The organism is Arthrobacter sp. 8AJ (genome assembly GCF_902506025.1).
Lineage (GTDB): Bacteria > Actinomycetota > Actinomycetes > Actinomycetales > Micrococcaceae > Arthrobacter.
The window spans coordinates 505,464-531,335 of the sequence record NZ_LR733289.1; the positions used below are offsets into that span (position 1 = coordinate 505,464).

A 25,872-nucleotide genomic window follows, 5' to 3' on the forward strand; every position below is an offset into this window, starting at 1 on the left:
AACCCATGACCAACCTGACCCACACCGCCCCGGTCCTGAAGACCGCGGAGGAAATCGCAACCCTCGAAACCGTCCGGGCGTTCCTCTACCGGGAAGCCCGCCTGCTGGATGACCGCCAGTTCGATGAATGGCTGGAGTGCTACCACCCGGACTCCGAATTCTGGATGCCGGCCTGGGACGTGGACGACCAGCTGACACAGGACCCCCAGAACGAGATCTCCCTGATCTACTACGACAACCGCGGCGGCATCGAGGACCGGGTATTCCGGATCAAGACCGACAGGTCATCGGCCACCTCCCTCCCGGAGCCGCGCACCGGCCACAACATCACGGACGTGGAGGTTTTGGCGAACGACGGCGGCAAGGTGGAGGTGCGCTTCAACTGGTTCACCCTGTACTTCCGCTACAACACGACGGACACGTACTTCGGCACCAGCTACTACACGGTGGACCTTTCCGGCCCGCAGCCGGTGATCCTGAAGAAGAAAGTGGTCCTGAAGAACGACTACATCCACCACGTGGTGGACGTCTACATGATCTGACCTGCCCCAGCCGGCGCCCGGTACGTACGGGCGCCGCACGGCAGGTCCCATTCCGTGCCCGCCGGGCACGCCCCAACTTTTCCCCGGACGCGACGACGCGCCCGCCCAGTCAGGAGGACCCCATGGGCCACAAAGTAGCCCTCAGCTTCGAAGACGGCGTCACCAAAGTCATCAAGGTCGGCGACTATGAGACCGTCATGGACGCGGCCTACAAGGCGCGGATCAACATTCCGTCGGACTGCCGCGACGGCGCGTGCGGCACCTGCAAGGCGTTCTGCGATTCAGGCTCCTTCGACCCGGGCGACTTCATCGACGACGCCATGACCGAAGAGGAGCTCGAAAAGGGCTACCTGCTGACGTGCCAGGCCGTCCCGGAGTCCGACCTGGCCATCCAGATCCCGGCCACGTCCGAGTCGGCCAAGACGGCGGCCGCCACCTTCAGCTCCACCATCAAGGAGCTCAACCGGCACACGGACACCACGGTCTCCTTCACCCTTGAGGTGGACAACCGCGACGCGCTGGCCTTCCTCCCCGGGCAGTACGTCAACCTCAAAGTCCCCGGCACCGACGCCGAGCGCTCCTACTCCTTCAGCAGCGGCCCCGAGGTCCAGGACGCGTCCTTCATGGTCCGCGTGACCCCGCAGGGCGCCATGTCCGAGTACCTGCGCGACCGCGCCGCGGTAGGCGACGCCATCGAATTCACGGGCCCGTACGGATCCTTCTTCCTGCGCGAGCCGAAGCGGCCCCTGCTGCTCCTGGCCGGCGGCACCGGCCTGGCCCCGCTGCTGTCCATCCTGGAGAAGCTTGCCGAGAACCCGCCGTCCACCCCGGTCCACCTCATCTACGGGCTCACCCGCGAGGCGGACATCGTGGGCCTGGACTGGCTCCGCGCCTACGAGGCGAAACTGCCCGGCTTCAGCTGGGACTACATCGCCTCCGAGCCCGGCACCTCCGCCCCGCACACCGGCTACGTCACCCAGATCATCGAACCGAAGCACCTCAACGACGGCGACGTGGACATCTACCTCTGCGGCCCTCCGCCCATGGTCAACGCCGTCTCCAAGTGGCTGGACACCGAAGGCATCAAGCCCGCCAACTTCTACTTCGAACGTTTCGCGCCGAAGGAGACCACCGGGGGCGACGCCGAAACCGGTGCCCCGGCACCGGCCGGGAAGATCCAGGCCGAAGGCGACACCATGAGCCGCGGCGAGGCCGTCTCCTCGCTGGAGACCGGCCGGCTGGATTTCCGCAAGGAGGACAGCTTCGCCCAGCTGGACGCCCGCATGGGCCTGGAACTTGCGGTCAGCGAACTGCTGCTGGGAAGGCTCAGCGAGCAGCAGCTGCGCCAGTTCCGCCGGCTCGCGGAAGCCACCACCGGCTCGGTGCAGGGCGGGAACATCACCGACCCCGAGGAGTTCGCGCGCACCAACGAGGAATTCCACGAGTACCTCTTCATGGTCTGCGACAACCCGATGCTCCTGGAGTCCTACCGGCGCCTGGACGTCCACGCCCAGATGGCCGCGGCCTTCGAGGCCGGCACGCCGATCTTCGAACGCGTCACCCAGGACCACCTTGAGATCGTGAATGCCTTCGAACGCGGCGACAAGGACCACCTGCGCGCCGTCATCACCGCCCATGCCCAGGACGCGAAGGACACCATGGCCGGGGCCATCGACGCCAAGGCCGCCCGCTGATGGCTGCGCCGTACGCCGGGCAATACGTGACCCCTGGCCGGTTCGGCGGCAAGGTCGCCGTCGTCACCGGTGCAGCCCAGGGGATCGGCCAGAAGGTGGCCGAACGCATCGGCGCCGAAGGCGGCGCCGTGGTCCTGGTGGACCGCGCGGACCTGGTCCACGACGTTGCCCGCGGCATCGGCGAGGCCGCCAGGGCGTCGGATTCCGGGGGCTCGGCCACGGCCGTCACCGCAGACCTGGAGACCTTCGCCGGCGCCACCCAGGCCATCAAGGCCGCGCTCGCGGCCCACGGGCGGGTGGACGTCCTGGTCAACAACGTGGGCGGGACCATCTGGGCCCGCCCCTACGAGGAGTACGACGAGGACAAGATCGAGAAGGAAATCCGCCGCTCGCTCTTCCCCACGCTCTGGACCTGCCGGGCAGTCCTGCCGGCCATGATCGAGCAGGGCTCCGGCACGATCGTGAACGTCTCCTCGGTAGCCACCCGCGGAATGCACCGGGTGCCCTATGCCGCGGCGAAAGGTGGCGTGAACGCCCTGACCCAGTCGCTGGCGATGGAGGTGGCCGGGCACGGCATCCGGGTGGTGGCCACCGCCCCGGGCGGCACGGAAGCCCCGCCGCGGAAGGTCAAGCGCGGGCCGGACGCCGAATCCGCCACCGAGAAGGACTGGTACCAGACCATCGTTGACCAGACGGTGGAGTCCTCGTTCATGAAGCGCTACGGCACCCTGGACGAGCAGGCGGCGCCCATCGTGTTCCTTGCCTCGGACGAGGCGTCCTACCTGACCGGCAGCATCCTCCCGGTGGCCGGCGGCGACCTGGGGTAGGGGCAGGTGCTCGACGCGCGGCACCAGGGGCGCCCGGGCCGCTCCGGTAGGATGGCGGCCATGACAGCGGGCTCCACCCAGGGCGAGATGGCGGAGGACTTCCCGCTGGCGGGCCGGGCCGCGGCGTTCGAGCAGCTGCTGGAAATCCTCCGCACCGTCCGCAAGGGCAAGGTGGGCACCGTGGTCCTCTCCGGACCGTCCGGGTCCGGCAAAACCGCGCTCCTGGAACTCTTCCTTGACCACTGCCGCACGGCAGCCCGCGGCGTCCGCGTGCTGTCCGCCATGGGGGACGACTGGGAAGCCCAGTTCGCCCTGGCCGGCTACTCCCAGTTGATGCGGACCCTGCCGCTCCGGACGGCAAAGGATTACGACGGCGGCCCGGCCCCCGCGCCGGGGCCCGTCGCTTCCCTGACCCCCGACCAGGTGGTCAACTACGCCTCCACCCTCAGCACCCATCTCGAAGGCCTGCAGACGCACGGCAGCGTGGTGGTCGCCGTCGACGACGTCCACAAGCTCGACGAGGAGAGCCTGCGCATCCTCACCTTCGTCATGCGCAGGCTGCACGACAAGCGGGTCCTGTTCCTGCTGACCCTCAACCCTGTAGACGCGCCCCGCGTCCCCGCCGGCGTGCTCGACTTCCTCACCGGCCACCAGGTGGTCCGCATTCCGCTGGAGCCCCTCTCGCCGCAGCAGGTCCAGGACGTGGCCCGGAGCCTGTTCGGCCTGGACCTCAGTGCGACGGCGGCCCACGGCCTGGTGACGCACACCGGCGGGATAGCCCAGTCCATCGTGGAGCTGCTCCGTGAGCTGCCGCCGGAGACCTGGCAGTCGTGGTTCCCGTCCCTTCCGCCCACTTCCCGGGTGCGCGCCAGGGTCCGCAGTGTCCTGGCGGCCGCGTCCCCTGCCCTGGTGGCCGCCGCGGAAGCCGCTGCGGTGCTCGGCCCCGGCGCGGGCCTGGCCGAGGTGGCCAGGGTGGGCGGCCTGGAATCCGTCATGCCGGCGCTCGATGAGGGGCACCGCGCCGGGCTGCTGGGACTGTCCGTGGACCAGTCCCGCTCCGCCATCGCCTTCCTGGAACCCGGCACCGCGGAAGCCGTCTACGAACAGATCGTCCCCAGCCGGCGCATTGCCCTGCACCGGAAGGCCGCCGAGGTCGTCCAGTCCGAGGGCGAACAGCTGGGCCACCGCGTTGCGGCCACCCCGGCCGCGGACGAAACCCTGGCCGCCGAACTGGAGGAATTCGCCCGGCGGCAGGCCACGGTGGGCGCATGGCAGGATGCCTCCACCGCGTTGTTCTCCGCCTCGCGGCTCTCCCCTGACATCCGCGCCCGCAACCTCCGGCTCCTGAAAGCCGTCGACGCCCTGGTGGGCTCCGGCAACGTGGCCCAGGCGCAGGCCTGGGCCGGCGCGGTGGACGCCCTGCCGCCGTCGCCCCTGCGCTCCTCGGTGCTGGGGTACCTGTCCACGGTGTCCGGCCAGAATGACAGCGCCCAAAGCCAGCTGGAGATGGCCTGGCGCACCAGCAATCCGCAGCATGAACCCTCCGCGGCAGCGCAGGTGGCCCAGCGGTTTGTCCTCCACGGGGTAGCTTCCTGGGACGGTCCGATGATTACCGGCTGGGCTGAACGCGCCATGGCGCTGACTGAGCCCGGAACTCCGGCGCACATCGAGTCGGAGGCCATCTACGGACTGGGCCTCTACGCCCAGGGCCGGATTGCGGACGCCGAGGCTTCCTACCAGCGGGCCTCCGCCCAGGCGGCCGAGAATGCCCAGAAGCAGCGGGTGCAGATGGGCGCCGGCTGGCTGGCCCTGCGCCTGGACAACGCCGAGTCCGCGCTGGTGAATTTTGAGTCGGCCGCCCCCACCGAGTACCGCGGGGGATCGCTGCGGATTTCCCTGTGGGCCGAGGCCTGGCTGGCCCGCACCCACCTTGTGCTGGGCAACTGGGACGCGGCCGCCGCCACCATCTCCCGGGCAAGCGTCCGGCTGGAGACCTCGCGGATGCCGCTGATCCGGCCGCTGCTGTACTGGACGGCCGCAGAGCTGTGGTCCATGCGGGGCGACTGGGACCGGGCACGCTACTACGTCTCACAGGCCGCGGTGCAGCCGGGAACCTACCGTGCCATGCAGGTCCCGGCCAGCCTGGCGCGCGCCCGCTTCCACGAGGCACGGGCCGACTACGAAAGTGCCCTGGCCGCCCTGCAGCCGCTGGCCGAACTGGACCCCTGGACCGATCAGCGGGTGTCCTTCTGGCCGTGGCAGGACACCTACGTCAATGCGCTGGTCATGACTGACAAGCTCGACGCCGCAGAGACGTTCCTCACTGCGTTCGAAGGAGTGCACCGCGAGCGGGAAGTCCCCTCCGACCTTGCCCGCGTGGCGTGGGCCAGGGGCCGGCTGCTGGCCGCACAGGGGGACCCGGACACGGCAAGGGAGTACTTCGAGGCGGCGCTCGGGCACCTCCGCGGGCTCAACCGCCCCTACCTGCGGGCACGGATCAGTTTCGCGTTCGGGCAAAGCATGCGCCGGGCCGGAAAGCGCCGCCTGGCGTCTTCAGTGCTGCGGGCGGCCCGGGACCTGTATGACACCCTCGGCGCGGCAACGTACGTGGAACGGTGCGACCGCGAGCTGAAGGCCACCGGCCTGGACGTGGGGAACCTGCCGGACCCGGCGGACCCGGTGCTTTCTTCGGTGGGCGGCCACCATCAACAGCTCACGGCCCAGGAACGGGCCGTGGCCGAGCTGGTGGCTGCGGGGGCAACCAACAAGGAGGCGGCCAGGGCCCTGTTCCTGGCTGAAAAGACGGTGCAGTACCACTTGACGCGGCTGTACCGGAAGATGGGAATCCGGTCACGCAGCGAACTCGCGGCGGCGTTCCGGGCCAAGGACTGACCCGGCAACGCTCCGGTGCTAACCCGTGGTTACTTGACGTCCGACGGGTGCTTGGCCAGCGGAACCACCGTGATGTCCATGTACGGGAACAGGGGAAGGCCCTGCAGGATGCCGTGCAGTTCGTCGTTGGATTCGACGTCGAAGATGGAGTAGTTGGCGTATTCGCCCACCACACGCCAGATCTCGGGCCATTTGCCGGAGCGCTGCAGTTCCTGGGAGTAGGCCTTCTCCGTGGCCTTGATTGCGGCGGCTTCTTCGGCGGGCATGCCGGCGGGCAGGTTGACGTCCATGCGGACCAGGTACTTCATGGTGACCTTTCGGTTGAAGGGGTGGGTGTCAGTCGGTGCGGTAGTGGGCGAGCTTGTCGTCATCCACGTCAGTGCCCGCGCCGGCACCTTCAGGAACGCGGATCCGGCCGCCGGTGATCGCCAGCGGCCGGGCCAGCAGGTCATCGGTCATGTCGAGGTAGTTGGACAGCTCCGCCGCGCGCTTGGCCGTGTGGGCGAAGGCTGCGCCGAACACCACCGAGGCAACCGTGCCCACCTGGGTGTCGATCTGGTTGCCGATGTAGACGTCGATGCCCATGCCCTCAGCCATGCCAACGATTTTGGCGGCTTCGGTGAAGCCTGACCGGGCGGTCTTGACGGATAGCAGGTTGGCCCCGCCGGTGAGGATTTCGCGGGCAGCCTCGCCGAGGTTGGCGGCAGATTCGTCGGCGGCAATGGGGATGGGTGAGTTGGTGACCAGGCGCCGGCGGCCCAGGACTTCGCGGGCGTCGTCCGGTTCCTCAAGGAACTGCAGGCCGAGGTCGGCGGTGCGGCGCAGCACCTCGGCGGCCTCGTTGGCTGTCCAGCCGCGGTTGGCGTCCATGTACAGCTCGGCGTCTTCGCCCAGGCCGTCCCGCAGCACCCTGGCGGCCTCGATGTCCAGGTTCAGCGGACGGCGGCCGGTCTTCAGCTTGAAGGTGTTGATGCCGTAGGTTTCCCGGAACTCCAGGGCCAAGGCCAGGAGTTCCTGGGCGGGCTTGAAGCCGAGCATGTGGGAGACGCGCAGCGAATCGGTGTAGCCGCCCAGCAGTTTGGTCACGGGCTGCCCCAGGGTCTTGCCGATGACGTCCCACACGGCAATGTCCACCGCACCCTTGGCGGTCTGGTTGTGGATGGTGCGGGCCAGGACGGCCTGGATCTTTTCCCGGTCAAAGACGTCGATGCCCACCAGTTGCGGGGCGAAGACATCCTGCACCACCGCGACGATGGACTTCTGCGTCTCACCGTAGGTGTACGGACGGGGCGGGGTGTCTGCGGTCCCCACCACGCCGTCGTCGGTGTGGACACGGACCAGGACGTGCTCGGCCTCGTGCACGGAGCCGGAGGCGAAGTGGAGCGGGTGGCGGTATGGGATCGAGTAGGGGATCGCCTCGATGGCTGCGATCTTCATGATGGGAGGAGCCTTTCATCAGCGGGAGCGGGGGTGCCCCCAGGGGTGGCGGCGTCAGCGGTTGCAGTGGCCACGACGTCCAGGAAGTTTTGCAGCAGCGCGGAGCGGTGGCCGCGCAGCCAGGCGACGGCGAGTTCCACCGGGGGAGCATTGTCGATTTCCCGGTACGCGACGCCTTCAAGCTGGAAAGCACGCACGCTGGACGGCATGACGGCGATGCCGCCGCCCGCGGCCACGAACGCCAGCATCGTGGAGGTCTCACCCACCACTTGCGTGATCCGCGGCTGGAAACCCGCCTGGCGGCAGAGGTCCGAGGTGATGCGGTTCAGTACGGACTCCGGTGCGTAGGCGATGAAGTCCTGGTCCTGCAGTTCGTGCATGGCCACGGGACGGTCCACCGCCAGTGCGCTGAAGGAGGGAAGTGCGACGACGAGTGGCTCCTGGGTGACCACGCGGTAGTCGATTTCCTCGGAGGCGACGGGGGGACGCAGCAGTGCCGCGTCCAGGGTCCCGTTCCGCAGCCCCGCTTCCATTGACGGCGTCAGCATCTCCCCGTTCAGCGCCAGCGACAGGCCGGGAAGGACCTGTTTGGTGAGCCGCGCGATCCGCGGCATGACGCCGTAGGTTGCCGAGCCGGAGAACCCCACCCGGAGGACGCCCGTGGCGCCCTTGCCCACCTGGTAGACATCCGCGCGGAGCGTTTCGACGTCGTTGACGATCTGGCGGCCGCGGTCCAGCAGGAGCTGGCCCGCCGCCGTCAGGTCCACCCGGCGGGTGGTGCGGTTGAGGAGCTGGACGCCCAGCTGGTCTTCCAGCTGGCGGATCTGCTGGGACAGCGGCGGCTGCGCCATGTGCAGGCGCTTGGCCGCCCTGCCGAAGTGCCGCTCCTCCGCGACCGCGATGAAGTAGTTCAGCTGGCGGATTTCCATCCGGTGCCACCTTTCCAACGGGCCGGGGGAGGCGCGGCGCAGCCTCATTGATTCATAGAATAACCATAAAAAGCCTTACTTAGATACTTTTTCGACGTAATCTTGCGGCTCTTCAACCGTGGGCAGTGCTTCCTCGAGCCGGTGCTGGCGCGGCACCAGGATGGTGACGGCGCCGCCGAGCAGGGCCACCGCGCCGTAGATGTAGAAGGCTGTTGCCCCGCCGATGCCCGCCGCTGCCAGCCAGCCGCCGATGATCGGCCCCAGGACCCCGCCCAGCCGGCCCACGCTGGCGCACCAGGCGACGCCGGCGGCCCGGGCGTTGGTGGTGAAGTAGTTGGACTGGAAACCGTAGACCAGCACCTGGGTGCCCAGGGTTCCCACCCCCGCGGTGGCGATGAAGGTGAAGAGCAGCGGCAGCGGGAAGCTGAACGTCATCAATCCCAGGGAAATGGTGGCGAGGGCAAACGTGGCAGCAATGACCCGCTGCGGTCCCTTCCGGTCGGCCATCCGGGAGGCCACCAGTCCGCCCACCACGGCACCGAGGTTCAGGGCCAGCGGGAAGAACAGGGCATAGGTCCGGCCGTAGCCGTAGCCCTCCATGATCTTGGGCAGCCAGGTGTTGAGCCCGTAGGTCAGGAGGAGGCCGCAGAAGGACATCAGGCCCAGCAGGATGGATGCCGCGGCGAACTGGCGGGAGAAGACGGCGGCAAACCCGGACTTCCGTGGTGCGGCGCCGGCCTCCCGGATCACCTGCTCTTCGGCGAGCGGCACCCCGGTGCGCCAGGCAGCGGCCAGGGCTTCCTCTTCCCGGCCCCGGGCCAGCAGCCACCGCGGGGATTCCGGAAGCTTCCGCCAGGCAATGGGCAGGATGACCAGGAGGGGCAGGGATCCAATGATGAAGAGGCCGCGCCAGCCGATGCTGTCCAGGAAGGCGATGCCAAGGATGGATGCCAGCACGCCGCCCGCGGGGACCCCGGAGTAGACGATCGCGTTGTAGAACTGCCGCCGTCCCGCGGGTGCGAACTCGGCCATCGTGGCGCCGGCGCTGGCGATAACGACGCCCAGGCCCAGCCCGGTGGCAAACCGGAGGGCGCCGAAGGCGGTGACATCCGTGGCCAGGGCAGTGGCGAACATGCCCAGGGAGAACCACGCGATGCCCGCGAGCATCAGCCGGCGGCGGCCGAAGAAGTCCCCGACGGCCCCGCATGCCAGCGACCCCACCAGCACGCCGATCAGGGCCCAGGATCCCAGGAGCCCGGCGGTGGCCGCATCAAAATGACCGATCTGGCCCGCGTCTGCGAGCAGGCCCGGAAGGACGGTGCCGTAGACCACCAGGTCGTAGCCATCAAAAAGGAGGGCGGCGCAGATGACGAAAGCCACCCAGTTGGCTGTCCGGGTCTCCCTTCCCGGGTTTCCGGAGATCGTGGATTGGGGGTGCGGCAGCGTCATGGCGCATGTCCTTTCAGGGGAGCGGGTGTGGAGGCGTCGCGGTATTCGGATGGATCCGCGCCGGGCCTCGGCAACCCAGCCTGACAGGGAATGTGACGCACGGCATATGAGGGAAATGCCCGGTTTCCCGCCGGGGGTGCATTGTGCCGTTTCCGCATATCAAAGAGCCGGTTTTGGCGATGGATCCGGCAGGAACAGGCCAAACGCGCCCGGCAGCACGGGCATCACGGCGGCGGTGGGAGGACAGGTCTTAGTCCATACGCGGCCGGTATGAACCAGGCGGCCCGTAACCATCGCCGGGGTCATGGCGCCGCGGTTAGGCTGTCGGAATGATCAATCCAGCACGGCTGCACTCAGACCTGTCCCGCCTGGGCCGGGAGACGGACATGTTCCTTGCCACGGTCTCCTCCTTGTCCGATGAAGAGCTGGCCGCTCCTTCGCTGTGTGAAGGGTGGACCCGCGCCCACGTCATCGCGCACGTCGCATCCAGCGGGCGCGCACTGGTTGGGCTGATCGACTGGGCGACGTCCGGGGAGGAACGCCAGCTGTACGCGTCCCCTGAAGCGCGCTCGCAGGCCATTGCCGCCCTTGCGGCCCTGCCGCGGGAGGAACTCCTGGCTGAAGTGCGGGACTCGGCCGCCGCTTTCGCCGATGAAGCCCAGCGGTTGACCGGGGAGCTTGCGGCGCCGGAAGTAAAGGTGGGTGGCCGGGAGCTGCCGGCAACCTCCATTGTGGCGCTGCGGATTGCCGAGGTGGTGGTGCATCACCATGACCTGGACACCGCCTGGACCATCGAGGAGGCCGACCCCGATTCGCTGCTGAACGCCATCGAGGCCGTGGTACGTGCCATGCGTGCCAAGGGTGCGCCCGGGCTGACGCTGGTTACCGAAGAACGCGACGAATGGGTCATTGGTGACGGCGGCCTGCGCGTTGAGTCGGACCGGGAGGGCCTCCTGAAATGGCTGGCACGCGGCGAGGCCGAAGATGTTGAGGCGGCAGGCCCGGTGCCCGTTCTGCCGGCCTGGTAAAGCCAAAGAAGAATCCCCGCCGGGGACCAGCGAATCGCTGGCGTGCCCGGCGGGGATTCCTTCGTCGGCGGGACGCCTACTTCTTTGGCAGGCCCGCCGGGTTCAGTTCGGACTTCTGGATGGCCTCGGAGGAGAGGCCCCAGCGGTCCAGGATCCTGGCGTAGGTGCCGTCGTCAATCAGGTGGTTCAGCGCAGCCTGCGCGGCGGCCGCCAGTCCGTTGCCCTTCTTGGTGGTGAACGCGATCTCGGCCTTCAGCGGCCAGCCGCCCTCCAGCGTGCCCACCTGCTTCGTCTTTCCGTCCTGCGCCGCCTTGTACGCGGCGGCCGCGTTGGGCCCGAACGTCAGGTCCGCACGGCCTGACTGAAGTGCCAGGCTCGAGGCCGAGTCGTCGTCGTAATACTGGAACTGGACCGGCGCCAGGCCGTTCTTCCTGTTCTCCTCGTCCCAGCGCACCAGGATGGCTTCCTGGTTGGTGCCGGATCCCACGATGATCCTCTTGCCGGCCACGTCCTTGGCTTCCTTGATCTCGCCGGTGCCCGAATCACTCTTGGCGTAGAAGCCCAGGAGGTCGTTGCGGTAGGTGGCGAAGTCGAACTTTTCCTTGCGCGCCTCGGTGACGGTGACGTTTGAGAGCACGGCCTCGTACCTGGACGATTCGATGCCCAGCGGCCAGTCAGCCCACGCCACGGGCAGGACCTCCACCTGCAGGCCGAGCGACTCGCCCACGGCGTACGCGATGTCCACTTCGCTGCCGATCAGGGTCTTGTTGTCCGTGGCGAACAGGCTGAGCGGCGCCGCCCCGCCCGTTGTCACCACGGTCAGCTTGCCGTCGGCCTTGATGGCCTCCGGCACCAGTGCAGCCGCGGCGGGGTAGGCCGCGACGTTGAAGCGGTCCTGTTCCGGGGACAGGTTGAAGGTCTTGCCGGCGGAGTTGGTGGCGGACGACGACGGTGCCGTCGCCGCCGAAGCGCCGGGATCGGAGCAGGCAGCCAGTCCCAGCAGCGCTGAGACGGTAAGGGCCACAACGGCGGCCGGCTTGGTGGTGATGGCCATGGTTCCTCCTGGGAAAGGGGGCGGAAGATGCAGCGGAGTGTGCGCGTTGCAGCAACTATCCGGCAGCCCCGGAGGCGGAATCAAAGGACATGAAACCCGGGGATACAGGGAGTAACGGCAGGTCACCGGAGGACCGCGGCGGTCATATTCCCCTCAAGGCATATGAAGCCAGGACAGGAAAAAGGGGACCAGTTCAGTGCGAACTGGTCCCCTCCTCTGATTCGTAGCGGTCAGAGCCGGATGATTACGACAGCGCCGCGAGGACTTCCTTGGCCACGTCCTCGCTGGACTGTGGGTTCTGTCCGGTGATGAGGTTGCCGTCGCGCACCACGTTGGAGGACCAGGCCGCACCGTTTTCGACGACGGCACCCTTCTCCTTGAGCGCGTCCTCCACCAGCCATGGGGTGTTCTCCCCGGTTCCGCCGCCGAGTTCTTCCTCGTTGGTGAAGACCGTCAGGCGGCGGCCCTTGAAAGTGAACCCGCCGTCGTCGTCCGTTGCGCTCAGCAGCCCCGCGGGACCGTGGCAGAACGGTGCAATGATCTTGCCGTCCTTGTTCGCTGCGACCAGCAGCCGGCCCAGGTCGGCGTCCTTGTACAGGTCTGCCATGGGACCGTGGCCGCCGGGCATCACCACGGCGTCGTAGCCGGCAATGTCGACGTCGGCGAGGACCAGCGGGTGCGCCAGCTCGCCGTCGATCTTCGCGATGTAGTCCCGGAAGCCCTGGGCGCGTTCCTCGCCGCCGGCCGACTCGGGAGCCAGGCTTACCTGGTCCACGGTGGGCTTCCTGCCGCCGGGGGTGGCGATGTGGACCGTGTTGCCGGCGTCGGTCAGGGTCTGGTGTGACACCACCAGTTCCTCTGCCCAGTAGCCGGTGGGGTGTTCGCTGCCGTCCTTCATGGTGAGGGAATCTGCGGACGATACAACCATCAAAATGTTTGCCATGGTGTTTCTCCTGTCTTAGCTGACGTGAGTGGCTGGAAGCCGCTTGCTACTTGCCTGCTGCTTCCAGCTCAGCGTACGTGGCGTCGTCGAGCGTGATGCCGGCGGCGGCCATGTTCTCTTCGAGGTGCGGCACCGAGCCCGTGCCGGGGATCGGCATCATCACGGGGGAGCGGCGCAGCAGCCAGGCCAGGGCCACCTGGGATGTGGTGGCGCCCAGGCGCTTGGCCGCCTCATCCAGCGGGCCGCCCGGCTGGGCGAGTTCGCCGGCGGAAATCGGAGCCCAGGGGATGAAGCCGATGCCGTTATCTTCGGAGTAGCGGAGTACGTCCTCGGAGCTGCGGTCGGTCAGGTTGTAGCGGTTCTGGACCGTGGACACTGTGAAGTGCTTTCCGGCCGCCTCCAGCTCCTCGACGCTGACCTGGGACAGGCCCAGGGCGCGGACCTTTCCTTCGTCCTGGAGTTCGCGCAGCACGCCGAACTGCTCCTCGGCGTCCACCTTGGGATCGATCCGGTGCAGCTGCAGCAGGTCCAGGGTGTCCACCTTCAGCTTGCGCAGGCTCAGCTCGGTCTGCTGGCGCAGGTATTCGGGACGGCCGACGGGGATCCACTTGTTGGGCCCGGTGCGGGTGAAGCCCACCTTGGTGACGATCTTCAGCCCCTCCTTGTACGGATGCAGGGCCTCGGCGATGATTTCTTCGCTGATGTTGGGTCCGTAGGAATCGGCGGTATCGATGAAGTCGACGCCGAGTTCGACGGCGCGGCGCACCACGGCCACGGCCGCCTGGCGGTCTGCGGGTTCGCCCCAGACACCGTCGCCCACGATGCGCATGGCACCGAAACCGAGGCGGTGCACGGTTCCCAGGTCCTTGAGGTCGATCGTTGCGGACAGTTCAAGCTGGTTCGTTGAATCATGGCTCATAGGGGCGGCAACATCATCAGTGTGCTGAGTATTCCGGGAAAGACGAAATAACCCGGGCCCCGCCGTGGTTATACCTCAAGTGCCCGCCGCGATCCGGCCGGCGACTCTTACGAAACGTTCCTGAAAGGCCGCACCTGACGTGACTCTTCCCCTCTCCATCCTTGACCTGGCAACCATCGGCAAAGGCCAGACGGCGGCGGAGAGCCTGGCGGGCAGCGTGGCCATGGCGCAAAGCGCCGAGAAGCTGGGCTACCGGCGCGTCTGGTACGCCGAGCACCACAACATGTCCTCCATTGCCTCCTCCGCCACCAGCGTGCTGATCGCCCATGTGGCTGCGCACACCGAAAGCATCCGGTTGGGCGCCGGCGGCATCATGCTGCCCAACCACTCACCGCTGACCATCGCCGAACAGTTCGGCACCCTGGAAACCCTCCACCCGGGCCGGATCGACCTGGGCCTGGGCCGTGCCCCGGGCAGCGACCAGAACACCATGCGCGCCCTGCGCCGCGACCCCATGTCCGCGGACAGCTTCCCGCAGGACGTCCTGGAACTGCAGGGCTACCTCACCGGACCGACCCGCATCCAGGGCGTGGAGGCCACCCCCGGCAAGGGCACCAACGTTCCGCTGTACGTCCTGGGCTCGTCCCTGTTCGGCGCGCGCCTGGCCGCCCAGCTTGGCCTGCCGTATGCCTTCGCCTCGCACTTCGCCCCGGCTGCTTTGCAGGAGGCTGTGGCCATTTACCGGAGCGAGTTCAAGCCGTCCGCCCAGCTGGATGCGCCGCACGTGATTGCCGGCGTCAACGTGATCGCCGCTGACTCCGCGTCCGAAGCGCAGGCCATGTTCCAGGCCACCAAGCGGGCCCGCGTCTCACTGTTCTTCGGCGGCGGCACCCGCGAATTCACCGACGATGAGGCGGACATGATCCTGGACTCGCCGCAGGGACGGCACATGGCACAGATGATGACGTACTCCGCCGTGGGGACACCCGACGTCGTCATCGACTACCTGGAAAGCTTCGGCAAGCACGCCGATGCCGACGAACTCATCGTGGCCCACCAAAGCCCCGGCACCCGGGACCGGCTGCGGTCCATCGAACTGCTGGCGGAGGCCGCCGGGCTGGTGCGGGTCTAGCCTTCGGAAAGCCCGGACCGCGTCCCCGGCAGCGGACTTTTACACATACGCAATGCAGGGGACTTTCGCGGGAAACCGGTGAGGCTGAACATGGGAACTGCCCCCTCGGGAAACGCTGGGATTCACGAGCGGGGCACCAACCGGTAGCCCGCAGGCAATCCAGCGGCTGCAGTCCCGGACTGGTCCAGCCTCAAAGGGGTTATCTGGATGCCGACGCCGTTGAACCAAAGCGTGGCGGATTCCGCTCTGCTCACCCGGTCCCTTCCGCTGGACATGCTGCGCGCCTTCATCCAGTCGGACGCCGCGGACAGCGGGCTGACCCCAGCGCTGCTGGCCGAGCTCAAAGTGTTGGCGCGTGTCCCGGGGTTGCTGGTTGCCTGCAACTACGGGGGTACGCTGTGCGACGCCGAGGGCATCTCCACCGAGACTCTCCCGCTGGGCAATGCAGCCATAGCCCTGCGTGCTTTGGCGGCCCTGCCCAATACGCACGCCGCCATCATTTCGGGACGCTCGCTCCGTGACCTGGCGGCGGTTTCGCGGCTGCCGGCCGAGGTGCACCTGATCGGGTCCCACGGGGCCGAAGCGGACATGGGCTTTGCCCACGGCCAGACCCTGGCCACCGAATCGGTCCTGCAAAAGGTGAACGCCGAGCTCAACGAGTCCGTGGGCTTCCAGGAAGGCATCTGGATCGAACGCAAACCAGTCGCCGTTTCCGTGCATACCCGGCACGCGCCGGCGCACGTCGTGGATGCGGTGACCGAAACTGCGCGGGAGATCGCAAGGATCCACGGGCTGTTCTTCATCGTGGACGGTTCCGTGCTTGACCTGTCCGTCCTGGAGCCGGCCAAAGCCGAGGCGCTGGAAATCCTCCGGTCCCGGCTCGGCGCCAGCGCAGCCCTGTTCGCAGGGGACGCTTACAGCGACGAACTGGCCATCGCCACCCTGCGCGGACCTGACCTGGGGCTCCGGGTAGGGCCAGGGGAGACCTCGGCCGCGCATCGACTCCGCGACCCGGAAGCCTTCGCCAGGGTACTTGCCCTCCTCTTCGAACTGCGGCGCGCCTGGCTGTTCGGTGAGGATGCTGTGGGGCTCGAACGGCACACCATGATTGGCAACGGCTCGTCCACCGCCCTGCTGACCCCGGACGCGAAGATCTGCTGGATGAGCCACCCACTCCCGGACTCGGGTTCACTGTTCGCACATATCCTGGGCGGGGATGCCGCCGGCCACTTCTCCGTGGAGCCGGTCAAGGTCTCCCAGGTGCTGGGCCAGCGGTACGTGGACAGCACCATGATTGTTGAAACCCGCTGGGCTGACGTCACGGTCACCGACTACCTGGAACCCGCGCCGGACGGAATTACCAGCCTGGTCCGGGTGCTGACAGGCCACGGCGCTGCCAGGATCACTTTCGCTCCGCGGCCCGATTACGCCAATGCCCCGTTCAGCATGGAGGCCCGCGGCGGCGAACTGCATGTGGTGGGCACGTCCGAACCCATCATCCTGTTCGCGCCGGGCGTCGCGTTCAGCATCACGTCCGACGGACGCCACGCGACGGCCACGGCGTCGGTCAACCTGCAGGACGGCCCGGTGGTGCTCAACCTCCGCTGCGGCGACACGGAACCCCAGCCTGCGGATCCTGAAGGGGAGAGGGACCGGCGGGCCGAAGTGGCCCTGCACGCCCGCCAGTGGGTCCAGCAACTCGTCCTGCCCTCCGTGAAACCTTCCCTGGTGAGGCGCTCGGCCCTGGTGCTCCGCGCCCTCGTGCATGAACCAACCGGCGCCGTCCTCGCCGCCCCCACCACCTCCCTGCCCGAGGGAATCGGCGGCACCAGGAACTGGGACTACCGGTACTGCTGGCTTCGCGACGGCTCCATGACGGTCAACGCACTGGTGGACCTTGGCTCCACCTCGGAGGCGGCTGGCTTCCTTGCCTGGTTGGGCCGGATCCTCGAACACGCTCCCGGTCCCGAATGGCTGCACCCCCTGTATTCGGTGACTGGCGCCCCGCTCTCTACGGAAGCCGTCGTCGACAGCCTTCCCGGATATGCGGGTTCCCGTCCCGTGAGGATCGGGAACGCAGCCGACCACCAGGTCCAGCTTGACGTTTTTGGGCCCGTTGCCGAACTGATCCATAACCTGAGCGAACGGGAAGGCGCCCTCGCCGATGACAGCTGGGAGTTGATGGTCCAGATGGCCTCCGCAGTCCTGGCCCGCTGGCACGAACCGGACCACGGCATTTGGGAGGCCCGGCGGGCGGCGCGCCATCACGTCTATTCGAAGGTGATGTGCTGGGTGACCCTTGACCGGGCACTGCGCACCGCGGCACGGCATGGCCGCGAACCTGATCCTTCCTGGGCGCCGACGGCGGAAACCATTCGGGAGGAGGTGCTGCGCGAGGGCTGGGACGATACCGCAAAGTCCTACACCGTGGCCTACGACAGCCCGGACCTGGATGCCGCCGTCCTGCACATCGGGCTCTCGGGCCTGCTGGATGTCTCGGACCGGCGCTTCCTGGACACCGTCACCGCCGTTGAACGCGAGCTGCGGGTAGGTCCCACCGTCTTCCGGTACCGGTACGACGACGGCCTGCCGGGCCTGGAGGGCGGGTTCCATATCTGCACCACGTGGCTGATCGAGGCCTACGTGGCCGTGGGCCGCATTGATGAAGCCTGGGACCTGTTCGACCAGCTGGTGAACCTTTTCGGCCCCACGGGGCTGCTCCCGGAGGAATACGATCCCGGCACGGAGACCCATTTGGGAAACCACCCGCAGGCCTACTCACACTTGGGATTCATCCGCTGCGCGCGGCTCCTGGACCGGCACCAGGACAGGCGGTAGGCGGTGTCCGTCGTGGGTACCTAGAGTGGAGGTAACAGGGACCCGAAAAAGACTGAAACGAGACTGATGATGACCGCGCGCGCCCAGGGAGTGGGGTTCCGTTCCGAGCGGGGCCCAATTCTCATCGCTTTAATGCTTTCCACTGGACTTGTGGCCATCGATTCCACCATCGTGGCCACCGCGGTTCCGTCGATCGTCCGCGACGTGGGCGGCTTCGCTTCCTTCCCCTGGCTCTTCTCCGCGTACCTGCTGGCGCAGGCGGTGTCTGTTCCCATCTACGGCAAGCTCTCCGACATGGCAGGGCGCAAGCCGATCATCCTCGCCGGCATCGGCCTGTTCCTCCTGGGCTCGGTCCTCTGCGGGGTGGCATGGAGCATGCCCTCGCTGATCGCATTCCGGGCCCTGCAGGGACTCGGCGCCGGCGCGGTGCTGCCGGTGTCCGTCACCATTGCCGGGGACATCTATACCCTGCAGGAGCGCGCCAAGGTCCAGGGCTACCTGGCCAGCGTCTGGGCCGTCTCCTCCGTGGTGGGCCCCAGCCTGGGCGGCGTCTTTTCAGCCCTCGGCATCTGGCGCGGCATCTTCCTGGTGAACGTGCCGCTCTGCCTGCTGGCCGGCTGGATGCTGATCCGCACCCTGCACGAAAACGTCGAACGGGCCACCCACAAGGTGGACTACGCCGGCGCCGTCCTCCTGGCCGGATCGCTGGGCCTGCTCATCCTCGGTGCGCTCCAGGGCGGCCAGGCGTGGGCCTGGAATTCGCCCATCGGTATCGGCGTCTTCGTTGTCGGGGCGGTGCTGCTGGTGGCCTTCCTGCTGGTGGAGCGGCGGGCGGCGGAGCCCATCCTCCCGGCGTGGGTGGTGTCCCGGCGCCTGTTGGCCACCACGGCGCTGGTGTCCTTCGGCGTTGGCGCGATGATGATCGGACTGACCTCCTACGTGCCCACCTTCCTTGAAGGCGCCCTGTCCTCCTCGCCGCTGGTGGCCGGCCTGGCCCTTGCGGCGCTGACCCTCGGCTGGCCGCTCAGTGCGTCGCAGGCCGGGAAGTTCTACCTGCGGATCGGGTTCAAGTCCACCGCCCTGATCGGCATTGCCATCGCCGTGATGGGGCTACTGATTCTGTCGCTGACGGCCTCCACGCCCAACGTGGCGCTGATCGCGGTCAGCTGCTTCGTCGTCGGGCTTGGCCTGGGCCTGCTGGCCACCCCCACCCTGATTTCCGCCCAGTCCAGCGTTCCCTGGCACGAGCGCGGCGTGGTGACCAGCACCAACATGTTCGCCCGGTCCATCGGCAGTGCCCTGGGCGTGGCCGTGTTCGGTGCCGTTGCCAACTCCATCTACGGCGGCGGCAGCAGCGGCGGCGACGCCGATCCCGCCACGGTCATCAGCGCGTCCGGTGCCGTGTTCCTGGCCGCGCTCGTGGCCGGCCTGCTCACGGTGGCAGCGGTGCTGTCCATGCCCGCCGTGAAGGCCGAAGACAGCGGCAATCCCGATGCGGAGCCAGTGCCCACCCAGGCGGAAGGCAGCCCCAGCCAGGCTGCCGCCCGCGGAGATGTTCCTATCGACAAGCCCTGAGGGCGAATGTGTGTTTTCTTCCTTAGTGCTATTTGTTCTTTCCGCGTGCGGCTACGCGCCAGTGGTCCACGATTTTGCCGCCGCTGACGACAGCGATGTCGTCAACGAGATTCACCGCCACGCATACGTGGTTCGGTATTACCCGTAAGCGCTCTCCGAGAGGCGGGAGCCCTGCATCTGCTGGCCAGACCACGGTCGCGTGATGTTCCGAGAGCGCGGTGATGCGTGCTTCGGGATAGTCGAGCAGCCGTCCAAAGCCGGTGGCCCACGCAGGCCGGTCGCCGCCCAGGATTTTGCTGCCGGAGTCCAGGACGGTCCTTCGCGGTATGACGTCGTCGCCCTCATGCCGGCTTACCACTGTTGCGGCGACGGTCAGCGCGATGTCTCCAGGGGCGCATCGTTCCAGTTCCAGTTGCTGGGCGTCATTGAAGACATAAACTCCAGGCCGGACCTCGGTGGCTGCGGAATCACCGGTGAGAGTGGCGGTGGGAGTTGAACCGCCGCTGCGATGCAGGATTTCAAATCCTGCCTGTGTGAGCAGGTCCGAGGCCTGCCTGAGGGCCAACTGTTCTTCTTCGGCTGCTTTCAGGGGCATCCCGGGGGCGTAGCTGTGGCCCGGGAAGGTGAAGACGCCGCTGACCCTCAGACCGGCGCGTGCCGCGGCGTGGGCCACGTCAACGACCGCACCCGGGGCGATTCCGCTGCGGTGATGGCCGCTGTCGATTTCCAGCAGCACGTCAAAGTCGCCGGCTGCGTCACCCAAGGACGCTCCCATGGCTTGGGCTGCCTCCCGTGAATCCAGTCCTACTGAGATCTTTGTGGTGGCAGCAAGCCGGCGCAGGCGTTCGGCTTGACGAGGACCGACCCAGATGGGGTAAGCGATGAAGATGTCGGTCGCTCCGTGTCCTGCAAAGACTTCAGCCTCCCCGAGGGTCGCGACAGTGATGCCGACTGCACCGGCCGCCAGCTGCAGTTGCGCGATTTCGGGCACCTTGTGGGTTTTCACGTGGGGTCGGAGGCTCAAGCCTTTCGCATGGACGGCAGCGGCCATGCGGTCGATGTTCCGCTGGAGCACATCCCGGTCGACCAGGATCTCTGGAGTGTCGACTTCTTCTGGGATTGTCATCATTGGTTCTCTTTCTCTAGGTCAGGTAGCTAGCGGGACGCCCGGAAGATCGACGGCGCGGGCCGGGTTCCGGTGGCAAGGTCGGCCAGGATCCGCCCCACCACCGGCGTGAACTTGAAGCCATGGCCGGAGAAGCCCGCACCGATGACGACAGGCCCGATGCGGTCCAGGACAAAGTCCTCGTCCGGGGTGGTGGTGTACGTGCAGCTGATGGCCTCGAACGAATCCGGGTCCACGCCGGGCAGCCACTGCCGTGCGTAGTCCTGCAGGGCGGCGAGCTGTTTCGGCTCCGGCAGGAAATCCCGCTGGTCCGGGTCCACCACTTGGCCCACCCCGTGCCAGCCGGCCTTGATGCCCTCGCCGGGGGTCTGCATCCCGTACACGGGGGAGTACCAGCCCTGATAGTCCGGGCCCGGGTAGTGGTTGAAGCCGGGCCACACCGCGCCGGGGTCCGCCACGCGGAAATGCGCCGGCTGCTCCTGGGTCACCCTGAGCTTCGGGATCCGCAACGCTGCGCCAGCCGTGCCCGCCACCTTGGCCAGCAGCTTCTCCGTCCAGCCGCCCGCCGTCACCACGGCCTGGGCTGCGGTGACCACCTCCGTGCCCGCAGCCGATTCCAGCACCAGCCGCACGCCGTCGTCGAACACCTCGAAGTCCACCACCGTGGTGTGGTGCCTGATCTCGGCGCCGCGGGCGGAGGCCAGCCGCTGGAAGGCGGGCAGCGCCGCCTCCGGGTTGAGCTGGCCGCCGTCGGGCATGTGCAGGACCTGCTGGTCGAACCGGATGCCGCGCCAGCGTTCGCCGGCCTCGGCAGGGTCCAGGAACTCGGCGCTGATGCCGGCCTCGGTGAGGGCTGCGGCAACTTTCGGGAGGTCGCCGCCAGGACCGTGGGTTACGACGCCGGTGCGCGCCAGCAGCTGCACGCCGCTGTCCTGCTCCAGCTCGTCCCACAGGGCCAGCCCCTCTGCCAGCATGGCCACGTAGTCGGGCTGGTGGTAGCCCGGGTTGAGGTTCCGGGTGGCGCCGTGGGACGCGCCGATCCTGTGCCCGGGGCCGAACTGCTCCACCAGCGTCACCTGCCGGCCGCGGCGGGACAGTGCCCACGCGGCCGCAGAGCCCATGGCACCGCCGCCGATCACGACGGTATCCAGCACAGTATTCATCAGCCCTCCAAGCTGCAGTTACGACTCGTGGCCAGTGCTCACGCCAGGAGCAGTGCCACGCCGATCATGGCCGGCACTGCCACCACGGTGGTGATCAGCACGGTGTCCTTGGCGACGGTCAGCCCGGTTTGGTAGCGGCTGGCAGCCACAAACACATTCTGCGCGGTGGGCAGTGCGGACGTCACCACCACGGCAAACAGCGCATGGCCGTCCATACCAAGCACGAAGCGGGCAAAAACGTAGGCCAGGGCCGGCTGGACAACGAGCTTGAAGCCACTTGCCAGCAGGGTGTCCACCCGGCGGCCGGACGAGGCCTGCAGGGGCCGGGTGCCGTTCAGGCTCATCCCGAACGCGATCAGCATGGCCGGGATCGCGGCCCCGCCAATCAGGTGGATCGGCTCCATGACCAGCGCCGGGATCTGGAAGCCGGTGCCGGCCACCAGCAGCCCCAGGCCCGAGCCCACGATCATGGGGTTGCGCAGGATCATCAGGAAAAAGCCCAGGGGCGTGGTGCGGTGCGTGCTGGTGCTCGAGTCCAGGATCATCAGGAACATCGGGGTGAAGAAGGCCAGCTGGAAAATCAGCAGCGGCGCCACATAGCTGGCATCACCCAGGACATATACCGCGATGGGAATACCCAGGTTCGCCGAGTTCGCAAGGGACGCGGACATCGCGGACATCAGCGATTCCGGGAGGGCCCGCTTGAGCCAGAACCTGGCCAGGGCGAAGAAGATGGCGGCGGTGGTGATCGCCGCCACTGCCGTGACCAGGAGCGGCTCGGCGAAGACTTCCTGCAAGCGGGCCTTGCTCAGGGTTTCGAAAAGGAGCGCCGGGCTGGCCACGAAGAACGTCAGGCCGCTCAGTACGGGGCGGGCGTTGTCGCCGAGGATCCGCTGCCGGCCCACGAACCATCCCACCAGGATGATGCACCAGACCACGAAGAACCCTGCCAGCACCCCTAGCAAGGATCAGCCGTTCGGGCACGGCGGAGGCAGGGACCGGGACGCACGCTCCGGTTACAGGGTGGCGTTGTTAAGCGCGAAAGGGGGGCGCATCATGCCGGGGGTGAGGCCCTCGGCGGGGTCGTTGCCCAACTGGATGATCCGGTTGTCCCGGTCCACGTGGACCACCTTGGGCTCGTAGGCCCTGGCCTCTTCGGTGGTCATTTCCGCGTAGGTAATGAGGATGACGATGTCGTTCTCGTGCATGAGGTGCGCCGCTGCACCGTTGATGCCGATAACGCCGGAACCGCGCTCGCCGGCGATCGTATAGGTTTCAAGCCGGGCGCCGTTGGTGACGTCCACAATGGACACCAGCTCGCCCGGCAGGATGTCGGCGGCCTCGAGCAGGTCGAGGTCAACGGTGACCGAGCCGACGTAGTGCAGGTCGGCGTGCGTGACGGTGGCCCGGTGGATTTTGGACTTGAACATTGTTCGATTCATAACGGCTCCAGTCTAGACCTGCGGCCCTTTACCCGCAGTGACGCACGAAACATACGGACCTGCACGGACCTGCGCGGTGACGCGGGTGCTCAATGCGCAGGGGACGCACCTGCGCAGCGACGGACGGCCTGGCTGCGCACGGAAGGACACGGACGACGGCGGCCGGTCACCCGGCGTCGTCCGTTGCCACTGCCGCGGCAGCCGCAGCCAGGGTCTCCCTCGCTGCCAGGATGGCCGGGCGCTGCGTGCTGGAGCGGCGCACCGAGGTGAAGATGGTGCGGTGCGGCTTGCCCGGCAGCTCCAGCAGCTGGGCGGTGGTGCCGCGGCCGGTCCACACCAGGTCCGGCATCAGGGCCACGGCATTTCCGGACTCGATCAGGCGGGCCTGCGCCTGCAGGTCGGCGGTTTCAAACCGGACGTCGGGCTCGAAGCCTGCGCTGCGGCACGCCTGTTCTGCCCAGTGCCGCGAAGCGGCCCCGCGCGGTTCCATGACCCAAGCCAGGTCTGCCGTGTCCTCCAGGGTACGGATCGCGGGTCCGCCGCCGGATGCCGGGGGAACGGCCAGCCGGATGGCGTCGGTGGTCAGCTTCACCTTGTCCAGTTCGGGGTAGCGCGGGGCCGCATGTCCCGGATACTGCTCGGCGATCACCAGGTCGAAGTCCCGGGCCCAGGTTTCGTGCAGCGCCGTCTCCGGCTCCCGCTGGATCATCTCGATCCGGACCTCGGGGTACTTTGCGGCCATGCGAGTCAGGGTGTCCGGCATCAGGGCGAGCGCCGCGGACTGGAACACCGCGATCCTTACGGTGCCGGTCACGGTAGTCAGGGATGCGGCCAGGTCCGCCTCAGCCTGCTCCATGGTTTCCAGCAGCTGCGCGGTGTGCGCCACCAGCACTTCCGCCTGGGGCGTCAGCTGTACGCGCCGGCCCGTTTTTCGGAGCAGCTCGACGCCCACTTCCTTCTCCAGGAGGGCCAGCTGCTGCGATACCGACGACGGGCTGTACTGAAGCGCCTCGGCTACCTCCGCCAGCGTCCCACGGATGCTTAATTCGCGAAGCAGCCGCAGCCTGCGCACGTCAAGCATGATGGATTCCTAACTGAAACTAACGAATATAGGTTAGAAGTAGCCACTTTATCTAACGCAATTGCGCACGCATACTGTTGAAACCGAGTTACCCCCGTCACAGCCAGGTTTCTTGGCGTGCCGCGGCGGGGTCGCACCCCAACCAGGAGTTCCTGATGAGCAGCAAAGATTTGAGCCAATCGATCATGCGGCGAAAGCCCATCGATGACATCGAAGAAGAGAGCAAGCACAGCGGACTGTTCAAGTCCCTCGGGCTGTGGCAGCTCACCGCCATTGGCGTAGGCGGAATTATCGGCGTCGGCATCTTCTCCCTCGCGGGACTGGTAGCCGCCGGCAGTGAAGGCAACCCGGGAGTGGGGCCCGCGGTGCTGATCTCCTTCCTGATTGCAGGCCTCGCCTCCGCGGCCGCCGCCCTCTCCTACGCGGAGTTCGCCGGCATGATCCCGCGGGCAGGCTCCGCCTACACCTACGGCTACGTGGCCCTTGGCGAGGTGATCGGCTGGTTCATCGGCTGGGACCTGCTGCTGGAATACATCGCCATCGTGGCAGTGGTGGCCATCGGCATCTCCGGCTACCTGGACGCCTTCCTGGCCGGCATCGGCATCCATCTGCCGGCCTGGATGACCTCCACCTTTGACGAAGGCAAGGGTGGCATCATCAATGTCCCCGCCATCCTGGTCTGCCTCCTGGTGACCTGGATCCTGTCCCGCGGCACCAAGGCCTTCGGCAGGTTCGAACTCGTCGCTGTGGCCATCAAGGTGGTCCTGATCCTGTTCATCATCGGGCTGGGCGTCTTCTACATCGACACCAACAACTACAACCCGTTCATGCCCAGCGGCTTCGGACCCGTTGTGGCCGGCTCCGCCACCGTGTTCTTCGCAGTGTTCGGCTACGACGCCATGAGTACCGCGGCCGAGGAAGCCAAGGACGGCAAGAAGCACATGCCCAAGGCCATCGTCCTCTCGCTCATCATCGCCATGCTCCTCTATGTTGCCGCCACCCTGGTCCTCACCGGCATGCAGAACTACAAGGACATCGACCCCAAGGCCGGGTTCGCCTCCGCCTTCACTTCGGTGGGCCTGCCCGTCATCGCCACCATCATTTCGGTGTTCGCGGTCCTGTCCATCCTTACCGTGATGCTCACCTTCCTGCTCGGCGTCACCCGCGTCTGGTTCTCCATGAGCCGTGACGGCCTGCTCCCGGGCTGGTTCGCCAAGACCGACCGGCACGGCACCCCGCAGCGCGTCACCTGGATCGGCGGCATCGCCTCCGCCTTCCTGGCCGGCGTCTTCCCCATCAAGGCAGTCGCGGACCTCACCAACATCGGCATCCTGGCCGCGTTCGTCGTCGTGTGCCTGTCCGTGATCATCTTCCGTTACAAGCGCCCTGATGCTCCCCGTACGTTCCGCCTGCCCCTGATGCCCGTGATCCCGGCCTTCGGTGTCCTGGCCTCCGCCTTCCTGATGCTGCAGCTGCACTGGGAAACCTGGCTGCGGTTCGTGGTGTGGCTGATCATCGGTCTGGTCATCTACTTCGGCTACGGCCGCAAGCACTCGCTGATGAACCCCAACAGCCCCCGCCACGAGGAACTCGCAGAGCTGCACCGCCCGCTCACCTGACCTCGCCCCCGGACGCGCCATCACCTTCTGCCCGTTTTCCCCCAACGCCCCATCAGATAATGCGGCGCCCAGCCGAACCCTCCCCCACATTCCGTGGGGGAGGGTTCGTTGCTTTCGGCGGGTGGTGATGGGGCGTTGGCGGTTTGGGGGCGGAAGGTGATGGGGCGTTGGCGGTTTGGGGG

The 25,872-nt window shown here is 67.4% G+C and carries 21 protein-coding genes; 9 read left to right on the forward strand and 12 right to left on the reverse strand.

The window, feature by feature from the left end; translation table 11 throughout:
- Positions 1–5: 5 nt before the first annotated feature.
- From benB to BACI349Y_RS02315, 4 genes are all read left to right on the forward strand, one after another.
- The gene (gene benB / locus BACI349Y_RS02300) at positions 6–542 is read left to right on the forward strand and encodes a benzoate 1,2-dioxygenase small subunit (protein ID WP_159630093.1); all 537 of its coding nucleotides are present in this window, start codon (positions 6–8) and stop codon (positions 540–542) included.
- Positions 543–664: 122 nt separating this feature from the next.
- Entirely contained in the window at positions 665–2,236 is a 1,572-nt protein-coding gene (gene benC / locus BACI349Y_RS02305) for a benzoate 1,2-dioxygenase electron transfer component BenC (protein ID WP_159630095.1), read from the forward strand.
- Positions 2,236–3,063, forward strand: coding sequence for a 1,6-dihydroxycyclohexa-2,4-diene-1-carboxylate dehydrogenase (locus BACI349Y_RS02310; RefSeq protein WP_159630097.1), 828 nt, complete (start codon positions 2,236–2,238; stop codon positions 3,061–3,063). Before benC ends, BACI349Y_RS02310 begins: the two co-directional genes overlap by 1 nt.
- Positions 3,064–3,123: 60 nt before the next feature.
- On the forward strand, positions 3,124–5,955 hold the full coding sequence (locus BACI349Y_RS02315; protein WP_159630099.1) for an AAA family ATPase: 2,832 nt from the start codon (positions 3,124–3,126) through the stop codon (positions 5,953–5,955).
- A gap of 29 nt (positions 5,956–5,984) precedes the next feature.
- Here the strand turns inward: BACI349Y_RS02315 and catC are convergent, their stop codons facing one another.
- The 4 genes from catC to BACI349Y_RS02335 all read right to left on the reverse strand — a co-directional run bounded on the left by catC (position 5,985) and on the right by BACI349Y_RS02335 (position 9,770).
- Complete coding sequence (catC, locus tag BACI349Y_RS02320) at positions 5,985–6,263, reverse strand: muconolactone Delta-isomerase (RefSeq protein ID WP_159635072.1); 279 nt, start codon at positions 6,261–6,263, stop codon at positions 5,985–5,987.
- 28 nt (positions 6,264–6,291) lie between these two features.
- Complete coding sequence (locus BACI349Y_RS02325; RefSeq protein WP_159630101.1) at positions 6,292–7,392, reverse strand: mandelate racemase/muconate lactonizing enzyme family protein; 1,101 nt, start codon at positions 7,390–7,392, stop codon at positions 6,292–6,294.
- A complete protein-coding gene (locus BACI349Y_RS02330; protein WP_159630103.1) occupies positions 7,389–8,321 on the reverse strand; it encodes a LysR substrate-binding domain-containing protein in 933 nt (310 codons plus the stop codon). The genes BACI349Y_RS02325 and BACI349Y_RS02330 overlap by 4 nt, the downstream gene beginning before the upstream one ends.
- Positions 8,322–8,396: 75 nt before the next feature.
- Complete coding sequence (locus BACI349Y_RS02335) at positions 8,397–9,770, reverse strand: MFS transporter (protein WP_159630105.1); 1,374 nt, start codon at positions 9,768–9,770, stop codon at positions 8,397–8,399.
- A 329-nt stretch (positions 9,771–10,099) separates the two neighbouring features.
- Between BACI349Y_RS02335 and BACI349Y_RS02340 the strand changes: the two genes are divergently transcribed.
- Positions 10,100–10,798 carry a maleylpyruvate isomerase family mycothiol-dependent enzyme gene (locus tag BACI349Y_RS02340; RefSeq protein WP_159630107.1) on the forward strand — a complete coding sequence of 233 codons (699 nt, stop codon included), beginning with the start codon at positions 10,100–10,102 and terminating at the stop codon, positions 10,796–10,798.
- 76 nt (positions 10,799–10,874) lie between these two features.
- Here the strand turns inward: BACI349Y_RS02340 and BACI349Y_RS02345 are convergent, their stop codons facing one another.
- From BACI349Y_RS02345 to BACI349Y_RS02355, 3 genes are all read right to left on the reverse strand, one after another.
- Positions 10,875–11,852, reverse strand: coding sequence for an ABC transporter substrate-binding protein (locus tag BACI349Y_RS02345; RefSeq protein WP_159630109.1), 978 nt, complete (start codon positions 11,850–11,852; stop codon positions 10,875–10,877).
- Between the two features lie 244 nt (positions 11,853–12,096).
- Positions 12,097–12,795, reverse strand: a complete 699-nt coding sequence (locus BACI349Y_RS02350; RefSeq protein WP_159630111.1) for a type 1 glutamine amidotransferase domain-containing protein — start codon at positions 12,793–12,795, stop codon at positions 12,097–12,099.
- 46 nt (positions 12,796–12,841) lie between these two features.
- On the reverse strand, positions 12,842–13,714 hold the full coding sequence (locus tag BACI349Y_RS02355; protein ID WP_159630113.1) for an aldo/keto reductase: 873 nt from the start codon (positions 13,712–13,714) through the stop codon (positions 12,842–12,844).
- 139 nt (positions 13,715–13,853) lie between these two features.
- On the opposite strand from BACI349Y_RS02355, the gene BACI349Y_RS02360 reads away from it, so the two are divergent.
- The 3 genes from BACI349Y_RS02360 (at position 13,854) to BACI349Y_RS02370 (ending at position 19,259) form a co-directional block, all read left to right on the forward strand.
- The gene (locus tag BACI349Y_RS02360) at positions 13,854–14,846 is read left to right on the forward strand and encodes an LLM class flavin-dependent oxidoreductase (protein ID WP_159630115.1); all 993 of its coding nucleotides are present in this window, start codon (positions 13,854–13,856) and stop codon (positions 14,844–14,846) included.
- Positions 14,847–15,053: 207 nt separating this feature from the next.
- Positions 15,054–17,684, forward strand: coding sequence for a trehalase-like domain-containing protein (locus BACI349Y_RS02365; protein WP_159630117.1), 2,631 nt, complete (start codon positions 15,054–15,056; stop codon positions 17,682–17,684).
- A gap of 66 nt (positions 17,685–17,750) precedes the next feature.
- Positions 17,751–19,259 carry an MFS transporter gene (locus BACI349Y_RS02370; protein ID WP_159630119.1) on the forward strand — a complete coding sequence of 503 codons (1,509 nt, stop codon included), beginning with the start codon at positions 17,751–17,753 and terminating at the stop codon, positions 19,257–19,259.
- A 28-nt stretch (positions 19,260–19,287) separates the two neighbouring features.
- Here the strand turns inward: BACI349Y_RS02370 and BACI349Y_RS02375 are convergent, their stop codons facing one another.
- From BACI349Y_RS02375 to BACI349Y_RS02395, 5 genes are all read right to left on the reverse strand, one after another.
- Positions 19,288–20,388 carry a D-TA family PLP-dependent enzyme gene (locus BACI349Y_RS02375; RefSeq protein ID WP_159630121.1) on the reverse strand — a complete coding sequence of 367 codons (1,101 nt, stop codon included), beginning with the start codon at positions 20,386–20,388 and terminating at the stop codon, positions 19,288–19,290.
- 26 nt (positions 20,389–20,414) lie between these two features.
- Entirely contained in the window at positions 20,415–21,548 is a 1,134-nt protein-coding gene (locus BACI349Y_RS02380) for an FAD-dependent oxidoreductase (RefSeq protein WP_159630123.1), read from the reverse strand.
- 38 nt (positions 21,549–21,586) lie between these two features.
- Entirely contained in the window at positions 21,587–22,513 is a 927-nt protein-coding gene (locus BACI349Y_RS02385; RefSeq protein WP_159630125.1) for an AEC family transporter, read from the reverse strand.
- Positions 22,514–22,564: 51 nt separating this feature from the next.
- Positions 22,565–22,990: an aspartate 1-decarboxylase gene (panD, locus tag BACI349Y_RS02390; RefSeq protein WP_201302375.1), complete on the reverse strand. Its 426-nt coding sequence runs from the start codon at positions 22,988–22,990 to the stop codon at positions 22,565–22,567.
- Between the two features lie 166 nt (positions 22,991–23,156).
- Entirely contained in the window at positions 23,157–24,071 is a 915-nt protein-coding gene (locus BACI349Y_RS02395) for a LysR substrate-binding domain-containing protein (protein ID WP_159630129.1), read from the reverse strand.
- Positions 24,072–24,226: 155 nt separating this feature from the next.
- Here BACI349Y_RS02395 and BACI349Y_RS02400 point away from each other — a divergent pair, with 155 nt between their 5' ends.
- Complete coding sequence (locus tag BACI349Y_RS02400) at positions 24,227–25,690, forward strand: amino acid permease (RefSeq protein ID WP_159630131.1); 1,464 nt, start codon at positions 24,227–24,229, stop codon at positions 25,688–25,690.
- Positions 25,691–25,872 lie beyond the last annotated feature (182 nt).

Bases quoted from the DNA above. Each gene is read 5' to 3' on its own strand.
- benB (WP_159630093.1), top strand. From the start codon at position 6: ATGACCAACCTGACCCACACCGCCCCGGTCCTGAAGACCGCGGAGGAA.
- benC (WP_159630095.1), top strand. From the start codon at position 665: ATGGGCCACAAAGTAGCCCTCAGCTTCGAAGACGGCGTCACCAAAGTC.
- BACI349Y_RS02310 (WP_159630097.1), top strand. From the start codon at position 2,236: ATGGCTGCGCCGTACGCCGGGCAATACGTGACCCCTGGCCGGTTCGGC.
- BACI349Y_RS02315 (WP_159630099.1), top strand. From the start codon at position 3,124: ATGACAGCGGGCTCCACCCAGGGCGAGATGGCGGAGGACTTCCCGCTG.
- catC (WP_159635072.1), bottom strand. From the start codon at position 6,263: ATGAAGTACCTGGTCCGCATGGACGTCAACCTGCCCGCCGGCATGCCC.
- BACI349Y_RS02325 (WP_159630101.1), bottom strand. From the start codon at position 7,392: ATGAAGATCGCAGCCATCGAGGCGATCCCCTACTCGATCCCATACCGC.
- BACI349Y_RS02330 (WP_159630103.1), bottom strand. From the start codon at position 8,321: ATGGAAATCCGCCAGCTGAACTACTTCATCGCGGTCGCGGAGGAGCGG.
- BACI349Y_RS02335 (WP_159630105.1), bottom strand. From the start codon at position 9,770: ATGACGCTGCCGCACCCCCAATCCACGATCTCCGGAAACCCGGGAAGG.
- BACI349Y_RS02340 (WP_159630107.1), top strand. From the start codon at position 10,100: ATGATCAATCCAGCACGGCTGCACTCAGACCTGTCCCGCCTGGGCCGG.
- BACI349Y_RS02345 (WP_159630109.1), bottom strand. From the start codon at position 11,852: ATGGCCATCACCACCAAGCCGGCCGCCGTTGTGGCCCTTACCGTCTCA.
- BACI349Y_RS02350 (WP_159630111.1), bottom strand. From the start codon at position 12,795: ATGGCAAACATTTTGATGGTTGTATCGTCCGCAGATTCCCTCACCATG.
- BACI349Y_RS02355 (WP_159630113.1), bottom strand. From the start codon at position 13,714: ATGAGCCATGATTCAACGAACCAGCTTGAACTGTCCGCAACGATCGAC.
- BACI349Y_RS02365 (WP_159630117.1), top strand. From the start codon at position 15,054: ATGCCGACGCCGTTGAACCAAAGCGTGGCGGATTCCGCTCTGCTCACC.
- BACI349Y_RS02370 (WP_159630119.1), top strand. From the start codon at position 17,751: ATGATGACCGCGCGCGCCCAGGGAGTGGGGTTCCGTTCCGAGCGGGGC.
- BACI349Y_RS02375 (WP_159630121.1), bottom strand. From the start codon at position 20,388: ATGATGACAATCCCAGAAGAAGTCGACACTCCAGAGATCCTGGTCGAC.
- BACI349Y_RS02380 (WP_159630123.1), bottom strand. From the start codon at position 21,548: ATGAATACTGTGCTGGATACCGTCGTGATCGGCGGCGGTGCCATGGGC.
- panD (WP_201302375.1), bottom strand. From the start codon at position 22,990: ATGAATCGAACAATGTTCAAGTCCAAAATCCACCGGGCCACCGTCACG.
- BACI349Y_RS02395 (WP_159630129.1), bottom strand. From the start codon at position 24,071: ATGCTTGACGTGCGCAGGCTGCGGCTGCTTCGCGAATTAAGCATCCGT.
- BACI349Y_RS02400 (WP_159630131.1), top strand. From the start codon at position 24,227: ATGAGCAGCAAAGATTTGAGCCAATCGATCATGCGGCGAAAGCCCATC.